Annotated in this window: 15 protein-coding genes and 1 pseudogene; 1 reads left to right on the forward strand and 15 read right to left on the reverse strand. The window is 49.8% G+C overall.

Going from position 1 to position 13708, the window contains the following annotated elements:
* Window position 1: 1 nt before the first annotated feature.
* Both cydB and BOO20_RS04640 read right to left on the reverse strand, forming a co-directional pair.
* Entirely contained in the window at window positions 2-997 is a 996-nt protein-coding gene (gene cydB, locus BOO20_RS04635; RefSeq protein WP_076790948.1) for a cytochrome d ubiquinol oxidase subunit II, read from the reverse strand.
* A 20-nt stretch (window positions 998-1017) separates the two neighbouring features.
* Window positions 1018-2373 (reverse strand): cytochrome ubiquinol oxidase subunit I, encoded by a 1356-nt coding sequence (locus BOO20_RS04640; protein WP_076790949.1) that lies wholly within the window; start codon window positions 2371-2373, stop codon window positions 1018-1020.
* 298 nt (window positions 2374-2671) lie between these two features.
* On the opposite strand from BOO20_RS04640, the gene BOO20_RS04645 reads away from it, so the two are divergent.
* Window positions 2672-3904, forward strand: coding sequence for an ATP-binding protein (locus BOO20_RS04645; RefSeq protein ID WP_198935416.1), 1233 nt, complete (start codon window positions 2672-2674; stop codon window positions 3902-3904).
* Between the two features lie 125 nt (window positions 3905-4029).
* Here BOO20_RS04645 and BOO20_RS04650 read toward each other — a convergent pair whose 3' ends face one another.
* From BOO20_RS04650 to BOO20_RS04710, 13 genes and pseudogenes are all read right to left on the reverse strand, one after another.
* Window positions 4030-5316: a phosphatidylserine decarboxylase gene (locus BOO20_RS04650; RefSeq protein ID WP_076790951.1), complete on the reverse strand. Its 1287-nt coding sequence runs from the start codon at window positions 5314-5316 to the stop codon at window positions 4030-4032.
* Between the two features lie 136 nt (window positions 5317-5452).
* Entirely contained in the window at window positions 5453-5869 is a 417-nt protein-coding gene (locus tag BOO20_RS13320) for a transposase (RefSeq protein WP_076790953.1), read from the reverse strand.
* A gap of 315 nt (window positions 5870-6184) precedes the next feature.
* On the reverse strand, window positions 6185-6457 hold the full coding sequence (locus tag BOO20_RS13255; protein ID WP_255372199.1) for a sulfite exporter TauE/SafE family protein: 273 nt from the start codon (window positions 6455-6457) through the stop codon (window positions 6185-6187).
* Between the two features lie 139 nt (window positions 6458-6596).
* Window positions 6597-6944 (reverse strand): annotated as a pseudogene (locus BOO20_RS13325) (sulfite exporter TauE/SafE family protein); the annotation flags it as partial.
* A gap of 73 nt (window positions 6945-7017) precedes the next feature.
* Complete coding sequence (gene ccoS, locus BOO20_RS04670; protein ID WP_076790955.1) at window positions 7018-7200, reverse strand: cbb3-type cytochrome oxidase assembly protein CcoS; 183 nt, start codon at window positions 7198-7200, stop codon at window positions 7018-7020.
* A gap of 13 nt (window positions 7201-7213) precedes the next feature.
* A complete protein-coding gene (locus BOO20_RS04675) occupies window positions 7214-9640 on the reverse strand; it encodes a heavy metal translocating P-type ATPase (RefSeq protein ID WP_083694549.1) in 2427 nt (808 codons plus the stop codon).
* Window positions 9627-10055, reverse strand: coding sequence for a hypothetical protein (locus BOO20_RS04680; RefSeq protein ID WP_076790957.1), 429 nt, complete (start codon window positions 10053-10055; stop codon window positions 9627-9629). Before BOO20_RS04680 ends, BOO20_RS04675 begins: the two co-directional genes overlap by 14 nt.
* Entirely contained in the window at window positions 10034-10474 is a 441-nt protein-coding gene (locus BOO20_RS04685; RefSeq protein WP_076790959.1) for a FixH family protein, read from the reverse strand. Before BOO20_RS04685 ends, BOO20_RS04680 begins: the two co-directional genes overlap by 22 nt.
* Entirely contained in the window at window positions 10471-11538 is a 1068-nt protein-coding gene (locus BOO20_RS04690) for a 4Fe-4S dicluster domain-containing protein (RefSeq protein ID WP_368665423.1), read from the reverse strand. Before BOO20_RS04690 ends, BOO20_RS04685 begins: the two co-directional genes overlap by 4 nt.
* 60 nt (window positions 11539-11598) lie before the next feature.
* Window positions 11599-12060 (reverse strand): c-type cytochrome, encoded by a 462-nt coding sequence (locus BOO20_RS04695; protein ID WP_076790962.1) that lies wholly within the window; start codon window positions 12058-12060, stop codon window positions 11599-11601.
* Between the two features lie 42 nt (window positions 12061-12102).
* Window positions 12103-12246 (reverse strand): cbb3-type cytochrome c oxidase subunit 3, encoded by a 144-nt coding sequence (locus BOO20_RS04700; RefSeq protein ID WP_076790963.1) that lies wholly within the window; start codon window positions 12244-12246, stop codon window positions 12103-12105.
* The gene (locus BOO20_RS04705; RefSeq protein ID WP_076790964.1) at window positions 12243-12914 is read right to left on the reverse strand and encodes a cbb3-type cytochrome c oxidase subunit II; all 672 of its coding nucleotides are present in this window, start codon (window positions 12912-12914) and stop codon (window positions 12243-12245) included. Before BOO20_RS04705 ends, BOO20_RS04700 begins: the two co-directional genes overlap by 4 nt.
* 30 nt (window positions 12915-12944) lie before the next feature.
* Window positions 12945-13708: cbb3-type cytochrome c oxidase subunit I (locus BOO20_RS04710; protein WP_198935417.1), on the reverse strand; the 764-nt coding region annotated here is incomplete at its 5' end.

Consider the following 13708-nt stretch of genomic DNA (forward strand, 5'->3'; position numbering starts at 1 on the left):
GTCAGTATTCAAGTTCCGAGTCTGTTGCAACTCTCTCCCGGAACAGCCGGTAGCTCAAGCACTGGGCAATGATGACCAGTGGCGTAAATATCAGTGCCACTACGGTGAGGATGCCGAGGGTGTACTCACTTGAAGAGGCGTTGTATATGGTCAGGCTCCATGCCGGATTGAGGTTTGAAACAAGCACTCTCGGGTAAAGGTTCGTGAAGATGGCGAGTGCGGTAAAAATAATGGCAAGGGCGGTCATGATGAATGCCACTCCGGATCTGTTTTTCTGCAGCAGGACTATAACCGGTGCAAGAGAGAGTAGTGAGAGCAGTGGCAGGATGCCCGGTTTTATGGAGGTTACGGTTACGCTGCAGGCGATGCAAACCATCAGGGAGAGTGTGGCCGGAGCCCAGAGCTTTTTTGCGATGCCGATAGCCCGTTCTTTCACTCTGCCGGATGTTTTCAGCGAGAGAAAGAGTGCGCCGTAAAGGGTAAAGGTCAATGCAGAGGCAGCTCCGCCGGCAAGGGCAAAGGGATTCAGAAGGTTGGAGAGAGCTCCGGTATAGTTCCCGGATGCATCAACAGGCACTCCACTGATGAAATTGGAGAGGATAACTCCCCAGAGCAGTGCCGGAACAAGACTGCCGCCAAAGATAATCCACTCTGATACTCTTTTCAGGGCCGGGTTACTGAACTTGCTGCGGAATTCAAAGGCAGCACCCCGAAAAATCAGCGAGAGCAGCATCAGCAGGAAGAGCGGATAAAAGCCGCTGAGGAGTGAGGCATACCATCCCGGAAATGCGGCAAACATAGCGCCTCCTGCGCTTACCAGCCAAACTTCATTACCGAGCCAGAATGGGCCGATGGTGTTGATGACACTGCGTCGCTCCCTGTCATCACTTCCCATAAACGGGAGGAGAATGCCGGTGCCGAAATCAAAGCCTTCGAGCAGAAACAGTATGGTAAAAAGAAGCGCAATAAATATGAACCAGATCGAGTGTAAATCCATTATGTGAAGTTCGTTACAGTTTATTCTGGAGCGTTGATTCCTGCGACTGCATATTTTCTCAACAGCCAGACATCAGTGAAGGTCAGCAGGGCGTAGATCACGATAAAAAGTCCGAGAGAGAGCGTCAGCTCGGTGCTGCTGACCACCGAGGCGGGAGAGAGACCCTCTTCGGTTTTCAGAAGGCCGAAAACAAGCCAGGGCTGACGACCCATTTCTGCCAGTATCCAGCCTGATGAGTTTGCAATCCAGGGTAGAATAGATGACCAGATAATGAGGGTGCCGACTCTTGGCGAAAAGGTATAGTTGCCCTTTACTACCCGGTAGAGCACAAAGAGAGAGGTCAGGAGCATCAAGGTTCCGGCTCCTACCATGAATCTGAAACTCCAGTATGCGGTTACAACCGAAGGGATGTAGTTGCCGGGACCGTACAGCACTTCATAACTCTTCTGCAGCTCCCGGATCCCTTTCACTTCGCCCTCAAAACGGTCGTAAGCAAGAAAGGAGAGAAGGCGGGGAATCCGGATTGCAAAAATATCCCGGAGATTTTTTTCATCCGCAATGGTGAGCACTGAAAAACTTGCGGGATTTTCGCTCTCCCACAACGCTTCGGCAGCAGCAACCTTCATCGGCTGGGTTTTGAGGAGATCCTGCATCTGTGCATGTCCGGCAAGAGTAACGAGAATGGCGCCTGTCACCGCATAAATGGCGCCGAATTTGAGGGATGTTTCAAACGCGGCTCTCTCTTTTGTTGACCGCACCAGATGCCATATGCTTACAGCGATCACCAGAAATCCTCCGGTGACAACGCCACCGGCAAGGACATGCGGAAACTGCTTCCAGACATGGGGATTGAAGATAAAGGCAAAGAAATCCGCCATCTCCGCTCTTGAGCCATCTGCAGCCATTTTATAGCCCACAGGGTACTGCATAAAGGAGTTCGCTACAAGTATCCAGAAGGCAGAGAGGGTGGAGCCGAGAGCGACAAGCCAGATTGTGGCGGCATGGAGTGCTTTGGGCAGCCTGTTCCATCCGAAGAGCCAGATTCCGATAAAGGTCGCTTCAACCGAGAAGGCAAGCAGCGCCTCGATAGCGAGCGGAACACCGAAAATGTCACCAACAAAGCGGGAGTACTCCGACCAGTTCATGCCGAACTGAAACTCCATCACAATACCGGTTACCACACCAACGGCAAAGTTGATCAGAAAGAGGTTGCCCCAGAACCTTGCGAGCTGTTTATAACGCTCGTTTCCGGTTTTCACCCAGGCGGTTTCAAGAATAGCCGTAAAGATGGACAGCCCGAGTGTCAGCGGTATGAAAAAGAAATGGAAAACAGCGGTAAAGGCAAATTGAGTACGTGCAAGAAAAATGGTATCCATAAAAAACAATATTGAAACTGAACTGCAAGTAACAAGCGGTTACTATCCGCACTCGAGTTCTCGCGATGAAACGGGTTTAAAATAGTCCGTTTTCGTTTAAAAACGTAATCTATTTTCTGATAACTTTTGTCACACAGCAGGAAGGTTCGATAACAGGGAAGATAAACATTAAGCGGGAAAACGGCGAAAAGCAATAAGCCTTTGCAGAGATAGCTTTTTTGTTGACAAGTAGTGATCTCTGCGAAGCAGTTGTAAATCATAATTTATTCGTTATTTTGTAAAATAAGTTTTACAGAAAATGATAATTATTGTGATGGAAAGCTTTTTCAGGGAGCAGTATCGGTTGATTGCATCGGTGAGCGCGGTGAAGCGATATCTTTATAGCAGTATTGACTGGAGTGAACGCTGTATCGGAATTCTTGGTGCGCGAGGCACAGGAAAGACAACCTTGATGCTGCAGCATGTCAGGGATCGGTATGGCGATACTTCTGATCGAGCACTCTATATTTCGGTTGACAGCCCCTACTTTCAGGCACATAACCTCTTCGAGTTTGCTCGGGATTTTCATCAGTTTGGAGGAGAACTTCTCCTTGTTGATGAGATTCATAAATATCCTGACTGGTCACTCGACATCAAGGCGATTTACGACTCTTTTCCGAAGTTGAACGTGGTTTTTTCTGGTTCCAGCCTTTTGCAGATATCCAAACAAAAAGCAGATTTAAGTCGACGGGCCATCATTTTCAACCTGCATGGGCTCTCTTTCCGGGAGTATGTCAACTTCACCCAGGCAAAAGAGTTCGCAGTCTTTTCGCTGGAGGATATTCTTGCACACCATCGCCAGATTGCAGAAACCCTCTGTGGTGAAATTACGGTACGAAAACTGTTTCGCGATTATCAGCAGATCGGGTACTATCCATTTTTTCTTGAGAGCAAGGGTACGTATCTCTATCGGCTCCGGGAGGTTATTAATCATATCCTTGAGGTAGATCTTCCTCTTGTGCATCGAATTGAAGTGCGCCAGCTTTCAAAGCTTAAAAAGCTGCTCTACCTGCTGGCGACAAGCGTTCCGTTTACTCCGAATATCTCAAAATTGGCTGAAGCAACAGAAATATCCCGGCCACGTCTCTACGAATATCTGGAAAGTTTGCAGGATGCAAATCTGCTGAATCTGGTGCGCAGCCAGGGGAGAGGATATGAGGTGCTGACAAAGCCAGACAAGATATATCTTGAAAACAGCAATCTGATGTATGCTATTTCAGAAAACGTCAATATCGGAGCATTGCGTGAGCTTTTTTTTGTCAATCAACTCCGTAATGCCAGTGCCCTTCATCCAGGCCTTGTTGATAACACCATTGAACTATCAGCTAAAGGGGATTTTATTTTCAAATCTCAGTATACCTTTGAAATCGGTGGAAAAGGGAAAGGCTTCCGCCAAATCAGCGGGGTTGAGAACAGTTTTATTGTTGCTGATGATATTGAGACAGGGTTTCAGAACAAAATCCCCCTCTGGCTTTTTGGATTTCTTTACTGATTATCAAGTAAATATTTAACCACGAAAAGAACGAAACACACGAAATGAAATCAATGAAGTGAAATCGGGTTATATTTTTTTCGTGCCTTTCGAGTATTTCGTGGTTTAAAAACCTTTTCTGGTTTTCATTTCCTCAATGTCACTTTGCCGTACTCTTGTCCCATCAGCAGGTGTTTAAAGGCACCACTGCTCTCTTTCGGAGCTGTAAGGTTGAAGTCAACCTTCTTTTGAAAGAGCATCACGAAGTCTGAGCCGCCGAAGAGGAAATAGCCGAGCATATCACCCTTTTTAACGGTAGTGCCGACCTTGACACTCTTTTCAAAATTAACAGAGCAAACTTGCGACATACCGATCGGCAGCAGCGCTACCACTCCATATTTCGGGGTATCGATAATGACGCATCCACGGGTCTCAATATTCTGCCAGCCGGGGGTGTTGGCATCAAGCATATATTTTTTCGTGCCGGGATCCCATGTCAAAAAACCGCCAACAGCATCATCGCTCTGAATAGTACGAACCTCTTTTATGGTTCCTTCAAGCGGAAAATGGTAGCGGTGATAATCGTTTACATCAAGAAAGGTGTGCGTCAGTGTTCCACTGGCAAATGCATGTTTGTATGCGCTCCCTTCACCCACAAGAGCAGCTACGGATTTGAATACACCGGACTTGATAGCGACCCCTTTTTTAGCAACAATATTGGACTCGTTGTCAATTTTCCATACACCATGGGGCTTTGAGTCAGCAGGTGAAGCTACAACTGACGGGTCATTCGGAGAGGAAATCGGGCGTTGATCGGGCGATTTCAGATAGCGCGCAAAAAAGTCGTTGAATGTTTTCCAGTTTGAGGGATCCTCATACCACCCCTTGTTCAGCCCGAATCGATCATCCTCCAGAGCTTTTTTGTAGTATGCATCGTTCCATGACCCCTCCTTGCTCAGATAGAGCCCCCACTCCTTTGTGAAGTTGATCAACCAGGTTCGATAGGGCTCATGGTACTGCAGTGAGTTATTGTAGTACCCTTTCCCTTTTAATCCGGCAATCGGCTGATCGTTGACGAAGTAGAAGTAATCAAGACTCTGATCAATCTGGTCATAGAGCGAAGAGCAGGGTATGTTGGGCAGGATTGACCAGGGCATTGCTTTTGCCGCCCAGTCGATAAAACTGTAATACTCCTCCAGCGTCCTGACCGGGTTGGTTACCCTGTCCGGATTGATTCTTGTCGTTTGTTCAATGGACTCGACGAGCATAGCTTTCAATTCGGCGTTATGATCCACCATGGTGATCAACTGCTCGGTTGTCGGTTCATGCTTTGTTGACCCGGAATTGATCTCCCCGGCAAGAGCACTGAAACTTAAGCAAGAGCACAGGGTAACAACAGAGAGTAGCCTGACCAGAAAATTCCTCTTTTTCATACATCGTCTCCGTTTGAAATATGTGGCTGCATCAGTAATGCCTGATTAAACTTCACTTTTGTTCTGAACTGTTGCAATGGATGCAGCAGTTCGATTTTGCGCAAATTCGGTCAGTGGTTCGGTCAAGCCTATGTCCTTAAACCGCGGTTTTGTTATCCAGTTGTGTTGTACTCAGTTTACAAGGTGGTTCAGATTCTCTCATAAAATGGATATCGTTAGCCCGGTGTTGAGGATTTGTGATAATGTATTCCCTGATTCGGTTCAATTCCTCTTCATTTCGAATAATATGTTCGTAGTAATTGCGTTGCCAGACCTGTAAATACGCTGTTCCACGCATTTGGTTGATCTGTTTTGTTGTTGAGGATTTGAACCCGCGAATGATTGCCCCAATGGTTTGCGACGGTGATCGAAACCCCGTAGGGGCGTATTGCGATACGCCCCCATGCGATACGCCCCCATGCGATACGCCCTCTTCCGTTACGTCCGCCTGTGATTCACCCCCCCGTGACATGCCCCCAAAAATTGCAATGATTCCGTGGATATGATTAGGCATGATGACGAACGCATCCAACAAAATGTTTGGTCGAATGACGGGTGTTTTATTCCACGCATCCAGAACAACGATACCATACCGATTCAGTACTGTCGGTGTGTTGATTTCAGCAAAGAGACAGTGACGGTTATAAAATAGACGCCGTTCTGTGCATAATCATAACCTTGCATCCGCATGGATTGACGATGATGGGTGATAGAATTGTATTTCATGTTATCATTTTTATATTACCATAATATCAAAAAATTATCAAATGATTGATGGGTGCGCATGGGGCGTATGCAATTTCATTGCAGGGGCGTATGCGATACGCCCCTACGGCGCCGACGCCACAAACCACAGGCCTGTGGCAATCATAATCAGGCTGGCAATGCGGTAGAAGCGTTTGCGGGTGGTTTGGCTGATGGTGTTGACCACCTTTCCGACCAGAATCAGGGCAGGGGCGGTGCCGATGCCGAAGAGGAGCATCATGAGGGCTCCCTGGAGCATGCCGGCAAAGGGGTTCTCCGCATCCATGGCGGCTCTTGCGGAGGCGAGCAGGGCGGTGTAGGTGAGGCCGCAGGGGAGAAAGCCGAGGACGATGCCCATCGGGTAGTAGCTGCCGATTGAGCGGGGGGGGTTTGAAGAGCGACATGATTTTTTGTATCACGCTGCTACCGGGGGTGCAATTTCTGTTGTTAGCGGGCAGTGGCAGCCACTCTGCTGTCGAGAGCCCCATGAGGATAATGGAGAGCCCTGCAATGATCATGATTACCCTCTGCAACGTTTCTATTGATGCAGCAAGCAGCAGAAACGAGCCGGAGAGACCGACAACTCCACCAAGGATGGAGTAGGTGGTTACCCGTCCGAGGTTGTAGAGCAGCAGATGGAGCAGACCTTTTCGTGTTTCACCAACCGAGAGTGCGCCGACCACCGGGCCGCACATGCTGATGCAGTGGCCGAATCCTCCAGCCAGTCCCGAAAGCAGTATAGCCAACAGTGGTGCAATGCTCATAAGGGCATCTCTATTAATTTGTTCCGCGATTCGATTGCTTCGTTGGCCGGTGCTCAAAATCCTCAAGTACTTCGTGTACATTCCGGTTTCTGCGCGCCGTCCGCCTCGCACTCAAACCGCTCACGACAATTTATAGCGATGCCCTTTTTAATTATTATTTCTCTTGTCTTTCAAGAGGTTTTGCTGTTTTTGCCGCTACATCGTCATCGTCGAGCATCCGGTATTTGGGCGCTTCAGGGTCGTCAAACTGGCCGCTTTTTACTGCCCAGATAAAGAGGAACCATGCTGCCACGCCAACAAACAGGCCGATACCGATAAGAAAAAATATGGTGTACATAATGCTTAATCCGTCAGATTCTTTTTAACCGCAAGGAGTTGCTCACCACAACCAGCGAGCTTGTCGCCATAAGCAGTGCGGAGATAATGGGGTGCAGTACACCCGTTACGGCAAGCGGCAGGGCAATCAGATTATACGCAAAGGCCCAGAAAAGGTTCTGGCGGATGACGGAAAAACATTTTGATGAGCTGTCAAGCAGGGTATTGATGAGCCGGAGGTCATCCTTGAGAATTGCTACCCCGGCACTTTCGAGAGCTATGCCCGATGCCTGCCCGACGGTCACTCCCGTATCGGCCTCAGTGAGTGCCGGCGCATCATTGATTCCGTCTCCAACCATCATGACACACTCGCCCTTTGCTTTCAGCTCCCTGATAACCGCAGCTTTTTCGAGCGGGCCAAGAGCTGCCTGAACATCGGTTATACCGCATCTGGCGGCGATATAGTCGGCGACTCCCCGGTTATCTCCGGTCAGAATCTGAATCGAGAGACCTTTTTTGCGTAGCCCTTCAATGAGAGGCAGGGCATCGTCACGCAGGTCGTCAATCAGGCCGATCACTCCTGCAAGCATGCCGTTGCATGCAACCATCACCACGGTTTTTCCTTCGGCTTCCAGTTTAGCTGCAATGAATCGCTCTTCAGGAGTGATTGCAACGGCCTCCTGTTTCATAAAGGGTTCTGATCCTGCAAGCCAGGATTCACCGGTGATCATGCCTGAAACTCCTCTTCCCGGTATTGCCCTGAAGTGATCAACCTTCAGGAGATCGCTATCCCATGCTCCGGCAAGAGCAAGAGCTGTCGGGTGCTCTGAAGAGGCTTCAAGCGATGCTGCGTGCTGCAGAAAAGCAGGGGTTCGGGCAAAATCGTGAAGATCGGTTATGGAGGGTTTTCCCCTGGTGATGGTGCCGGTTTTGTCGAGCACGACGGTGGTAGTTCTTGAGAGGGTCTCAAAAATGTCCCCCCCTTTTACAAGAATACCTTTTTTGCCTGCTGCGGTAGTGCCGACCAGAATGGCGAGCGGTGTTGCCAGACCGAGAGCACAGGGGCAGGCAATGACAAGCACCGAGACTGCGTTCAGAAGGGCTGTAACGGTGCTGCCGCTGGAGAGTTTCCAGTAGAGAAAGGTGGTGAAAGCAAGCAGTATGGTTACCGGTACGAACAAGCCTGCGGTCTTGTCGGCAATGTTCTGTATCGGTGCCTTGCGTGCCTGGGCATCCTCGACGGTTTTGATAATTCGTGAGAGCAGGGTAGTGGATGAGTTTCCGGTTACCTTGATGGTGAGTCGTCCGTTCATGGAGAAACTTCCGGCAAAGATGTCGCTGCCGGGCGCTTTTAGAACGGGACGGGACTCCCCGGTAAGCATTGATTCGTTTACTTCGGCTTCCCCCTCGATCACCACGCCATCAAGCGGTATACGGTCACCGGGGATCACCTCGATCCGGTCTCCGGGATTGACCGCGGCAATCGGCACCATCGTGGTTTGGCCATTTTCGGAAAGCAGAAGGGCTTCATGCGGCTGGAGTTCGGCCAGTTCAGCCATGGCGTTTCCTGCTTTGAGGCGTGAACCGGCTTCAAGGAAGCGGCCGAGAAGGATGAAGGTGATGATCATGGCCGCGCTGTCAAAAAACACCTCACCTCCGAGGGGGATCATGGCAATGCTGTAGAGGTATGCCGAGAGTGCTCCGAGTGCAACGAGAACATCCATGTTGAGCGTCAGCCGCCTGAGCGAGCGCCATGCGCTTGACAGGAACGGAAAACCGGCATAAATGAGAACCGGGGTGGCAAGAGCCCAGGAGATGAGCTGAAATGCCACTCTGTAGCGGCTCTCCATGCCCTGGAAAAAGCCGGCATAGAGGGCTGAGGTAAAGAGCATGAGCTGCATGGAGAAAAAACCGGCGGTTCCGAAGCGAAGGAGCAGATCCTGCTTCTCCTCCGCAAAAACCGTGCTTCTTGCGTTTATATGAGCGGGGTGTGGAAGATAGCCGATATCGCGAATGGCATTCAGGATAGTGTCGAGCTTTGTTTTACGGCCACTCCAGGTGATGACTGCCTTGTGGGTTGCATAGTTGACTCTTGCTGAAAGGACTCCTTCGATTTTGGCCAGAAACTTCTCAATAAGCCATACACATGACGCGCATCGTATGCCTGAAAGCAAAAGCTCAATGCGGTGCTCATCACCTGCAATGGTAACGGTATCGGTGAAGTGAGCACTCCGGAGCTTTACCCCGGTTGCAGGAGGGCCGGGCTGCCAGTCGCAACGCTGGCGGTAAAATGCCTCAAGCGAGCTGCTGTTAACCAGTTCGTAGACGCCGAGACAGCCATGACAGCAGAAGTACCGCTTCCGGCCATCGATCACTGCGGTTACGGCCGTATCTCTGCCGGTCTCCTGCATGCAGTGATCGCATCGCACGCTTTCAGCCGCGGTGGTCTCACTTGCTGACATTGAAGATAAATGCCGGATTGTCAAGCAGCTCGGAAAGCACTGTTGCCTGCCAGCGTGTTCGACCGCTCATACATCGGACAATAACCCCATTTCCCTTGTAGGTAGAGCCGGTTGTTCTGGCAAGCGTGACCTGGTTTTTGCCCATCATCATACCCGGCATGCTGAGATCAAGCAGCAGCTTTTCGGGTAGTGCATCGCACGGAGCAATGGTCACACTGAAAGAGAGCTCCTGCATCGGGCTTACCGGTTTTGGCTCAATGTCGAGGGTGACACTTCGCGTTCCGGAAACGAGCGTGCAGGGGCCATCATTGATTTTGCACTCCAGCTCTTTTGTCCGGAGTGTGTTTCCTGTGCTCAACAGCGATACAAAGAGCGCCAGAGCCGCCATACCTTTTATTTTATCTCTGAAAACCATTTTTTTGTGGCAATGAGTTGTTGTTGCTGCTTCAGGTCAATTCGTGTGAACCAGACTCCCTTGAATGGAATTTCAGCGGTTGCCTGATAGACTCCGGGTGAATGTTCACGCATGGTTATGGTGGAGTCATAACCGGAAGAGGAGAGGTTGCCGATGAAGAGTGTCAGATTTGCCTGCTCAAGCGGTTTCCCCTTTGAGGTTATGGCAATTCTGATCTCGTTTTCTCCCCTTTTCAGTGTCGCAGGAGGAGAGATAGCAATACCGAGCCGCTCTTCTGCTGCTTTCGCCTCGAAATAGCCTTTGCTGTTCTCATAATAGTTGTTATCCACCAATCCCTCGGCATCCCTGAACGCCACATAGATGCCGCACCCCATGGCAAAGAAAAAGAGCGGATAGATGATGTAGAAAAAGAGCTTCATAGAAAACCGGCCTCCCTGTTGATTACTATACCGTTACCGGAAATTTTGAGATGGAGCAGCTCCCGTTTGCCGGTCGATTTAACCAGAATTGTGCCGTGAAGAGCTGAAAATGGCTCCACATGAAGGGTATGCTCTCCAATAAGGGTTGCTTCGGTGTCCGGGGAGGTGAGATCAAACGTCAGTTTTTCCCCTCCGTTGTTATGGATGGTGAAAGAGTAGCGGTTCAGTCCCGGTGGCAGCAGAGCATTATCGCGAATGAGAAGAAAATCAACCGGAGGACGGTTCAGGAGAAGTATGACAAGAGCAATGGCCGCGACGACTGTTGCACCACCGAGCCAGAAAGTTTTCAGACGAACGATTCGTCCTTTATAGTTCGGGAAGGGAGGAATATGCTTTTTTTCTGTCATACGCAGGCAGGCATCAATACACTCGGCGCATGCAATGCAGGCCTGACTCAACCCTTTTTTGATGTCAATGCCGACAGGGCAAACATGAACGCACGCATCGCATTTCATGCAGGTCGCATCACGCGAAACATCATATTCAATGACAAGGGTATCCCTGTCGAAAAGCACATTCTGCAGCATGGCGTAGGGACAGATTGAGGTGCAGAACCCTCTGCCGAGAAAGGCCAGTTCAAGGTAGATCAATAGCCAGAGTACCAGAAAAAATGCGGTGATCGTCGGCTCGGCAAAGAGCGTTCTGAATGTCTCGGTGGGTGGAACAAAGTACCAGATCAAGGTAATTGAGACGAGGGCAGTGAGTGGAATGAGTGCCAGTTTCTGAATGGTTTTCCGGAGTGTTTTTGATCCGGAGATTGTTTCACTCAAATCAAGCAGGACAGTCTGGGGGCAGAGCCAGCCGCACCAGATCCGGCCGAAAATAATGGTTACAAAGCCTGTGAACAGAAGGACAAAGAGGGATGCGGCAAGAACAAGATAGAACTCCCGCATCCATATTACCGATCCGAAAAGATGAAGCTTGAGTGTTGCAATGTCAAAGCGGAAGGCACTCTGGCTGTTTATCTCAAGAAACGGCAGTCCGGTCAGGATGACGGCCTGCATGATTGCCACAACGTTTCTCTTTTTTTTCCACAAAATGAGCGGCTCCCGAATTTGCAGAGGTTATGGTTTTCTCAGGGTTTCCAGATAGGCTATAACCTTGCTGATTTTCTCGGAACCAATCTGCTGAAGGAAGGAGGGCATCCCGTTTGGCCTCCCTTTGGTCACTGTTTCATAGAGATCGGTCCGAAGAGAGCCATATTTAAGTTTCGGAGCAGTCAGGTTGGGTCCGATTCCACCTGTTGCATCGGCATTGTGGCATGGTGCACAGGTCGAGGCAAAAATCTCCTTTCCATCTTCAATGGCATCCTTGTTATCGGTATACTCTTTGACCGTATCTGTTTTTACGGTTTTGGCCGCAGCAGCCATCTCCTGTTCATACTCCTTGTAGAATGACCATCCCGAGATAGCCGGGGTATAGGCGACCGTGTAGCCGACAAGAAAGATAATTCCGCCGAAAAAAAACAGCAGCCACCCTTTGGGGATTTTGTTATGGCCATCCTGGGGCTCTCCGGAATCATGCATAGAGGTCTCCTTTTAAAAAATCTGTTGTATCAGTTCGAAGTTTTACTGGTCGTCATCAAGCATTCTCTGCTTTGGCTTCTCGACCTGCTCCTTTCGCTTCGGATTGTAGTAGTAAAAAATTATTCCGGCAAAAACAGCGGCCAGTGTTATCGTAAAGATGAAATATGCCACTCCGGAAAAACTCATTTTGCCGACTCCATATTTTTGACATCCCGTCCAAGCTTCTGGATGTAGGCAACAAGAGCATCCATCTCCGTAAGCTCCTTCTGCAGTTCCGGAGGAGTAACCTTGTTGCGGCTCTCTCTTGACGGATAGTTCTCATCGGTTACAGTTGCCCGGTAGTTGTCGATCTGCTGCTGCACCTCGCTTTCCGAATAGCCATAGCCGAGAACTGCTGTTTTTTTAAATGAGATTCCGGTATCGAGCCTGTTTTTTGCAAGCCAGGCATAGGGCGGCATATTGGATTTTTCAAACATGGCCTGTGGACTCCGGAAGTGGGTGTAGTGCCAGGAATCCGGATATTTTCCGCCCACCCGGTTCAAATCCGGTCCTGTGCGTCGTGAGCCCCAGAGGAAGGGGCGGTCATAGGCAAACTCCTCCGGTTTTGAGTATTCGCCATACCGAAGCACCTCTGTCCGGAGTGGCCGTACGGTCTGGGTATGGCAGTTGTTGCACCCTTCGCGCATATAGATGTCGCGCCCCTCCTGTTCAACAGCCGTGTAGGGCTTGATATAGGCGCTCACCGGCTGTGTTGAGGGCATGAAGAGCGGAATAAAGACGGTTACGGTTGTGCCGATCAGGATGACAACGGTTGAAAGCAGTGCGAAAACAACCGGTTTTGAAGAGATCCCCATGATTACAGCTCCTGTTTGTTTATTTGTCGGTTATGCTTCAGCCTGACGTGGTTCCTGGCGTACGGTCATGACCAGATTCCAGACGAAGATCAGGATACCGATAAAGAATATGAGTCCGGCTGCAAATCGCAGTTGGTAGTAGGGATAGAGCGATGCAACAGTATCAAGAAAGTTGTACATCAGTGATCCGTCAGGGTTGGTGGCCTTCCACATTGCCCCCTGCTGGATCCCGGCAATCCACATGGCGGAGGTCCAGATAACCTGACCAACCATCATAAGCCAGAACTGTATGTTTGCAAGTTTGATGCTGTAGATCACCGTGTTGGTGATGTTCGGAATCATGTAGTAGAATGATGCCGAGACTATCATGGTGACCCATCCCATCGTCCCCATGTGTACATGCCCCACAACCCAGTCGGTATAGTGGAAGAAGGCATTGATGGTTCTGAGTCCCTGCAGAGGTCCCTGGAGGGTCTGAAGACCGTAAAAGGTTATGCCTGCGATGAAAAATTTGACCAGGTAGTTGGAGCGCATCTGATCCCAGTTGCCCTGCAGGGTGTAATAGCCGTTGACAACTGAACCCCATGATGGTGCAATCATGAAGATACTGAAGGCCATTGCTACGGTCTGGATCCACTCCGGCAGGGGTGTCAGCATGAGATGATGTGCTCCGGTCCAGAGATAGGCAAAATTCAGTGCCCAGAACGAGACTATGGAGAGGCGGTGGCTGTAGATAGGAAGACCCGTCGACTTGGGAAGGAAATAGTAGAACATTGCCAGTATCGGAACCGTAA

This window comes from Chlorobium sp. KB01 (assembly GCF_001975465.1).
Lineage (GTDB): Bacteria > Bacteroidota > Chlorobiia > Chlorobiales > Chlorobiaceae > Chlorobium.

What these genes read in the sequence shown, in the direction of transcription:
- BOO20_RS04690 (WP_368665423.1), bottom strand. Translation starts at nt 11,538, where the DNA reads ATGCAGGCCGTCATCCTGACCGGACTGCCGTTTCTTGAGATAAACAGC.
- BOO20_RS13320 (WP_076790953.1), bottom strand. Translation starts at nt 5,869, where the DNA reads ATGCCTAATCATATCCACGGAATCATTGCAATTTTTGGGGGCATGTCA.
- BOO20_RS04705 (WP_076790964.1), bottom strand. Translation starts at nt 12,914, where the DNA reads ATGGGGATCTCTTCAAAACCGGTTGTTTTCGCACTGCTTTCAACCGTT.
- BOO20_RS04675 (WP_083694549.1), bottom strand. Translation starts at nt 9,640, where the DNA reads ATGTCAGCAAGTGAGACCACCGCGGCTGAAAGCGTGCGATGCGATCAC.
- BOO20_RS04685 (WP_076790959.1), bottom strand. Translation starts at nt 10,474, where the DNA reads ATGAAGCTCTTTTTCTACATCATCTATCCGCTCTTTTTCTTTGCCATG.
- BOO20_RS13255 (WP_255372199.1), bottom strand. Translation starts at nt 6,457, where the DNA reads ATGGGCATCGTCCTCGGCTTTCTCCCCTGCGGCCTCACCTACACCGCC.
- ccoS (WP_076790955.1), bottom strand. Translation starts at nt 7,200, where the DNA reads ATGTACACCATATTTTTTCTTATCGGTATCGGCCTGTTTGTTGGCGTG.
- BOO20_RS04680 (WP_076790957.1), bottom strand. Translation starts at nt 10,055, where the DNA reads ATGGTTTTCAGAGATAAAATAAAAGGTATGGCGGCTCTGGCGCTCTTT.
- BOO20_RS04695 (WP_076790962.1), bottom strand. Translation starts at nt 12,060, where the DNA reads ATGCATGATTCCGGAGAGCCCCAGGATGGCCATAACAAAATCCCCAAA.
- cydB (WP_076790948.1), bottom strand. Translation starts at nt 997, where the DNA reads ATGGATTTACACTCGATCTGGTTCATATTTATTGCGCTTCTTTTTACC.
- BOO20_RS04645 (WP_198935416.1), top strand. Translation starts at nt 2,672, where the DNA reads ATGATAATTATTGTGATGGAAAGCTTTTTCAGGGAGCAGTATCGGTTG.
- BOO20_RS04650 (WP_076790951.1), bottom strand. Translation starts at nt 5,316, where the DNA reads ATGAAAAAGAGGAATTTTCTGGTCAGGCTACTCTCTGTTGTTACCCTG.
- BOO20_RS04640 (WP_076790949.1), bottom strand. Translation starts at nt 2,373, where the DNA reads ATGGATACCATTTTTCTTGCACGTACTCAATTTGCCTTTACCGCTGTT.
- BOO20_RS04700 (WP_076790963.1), bottom strand. Translation starts at nt 12,246, where the DNA reads ATGAGTTTTTCCGGAGTGGCATATTTCATCTTTACGATAACACTGGCC.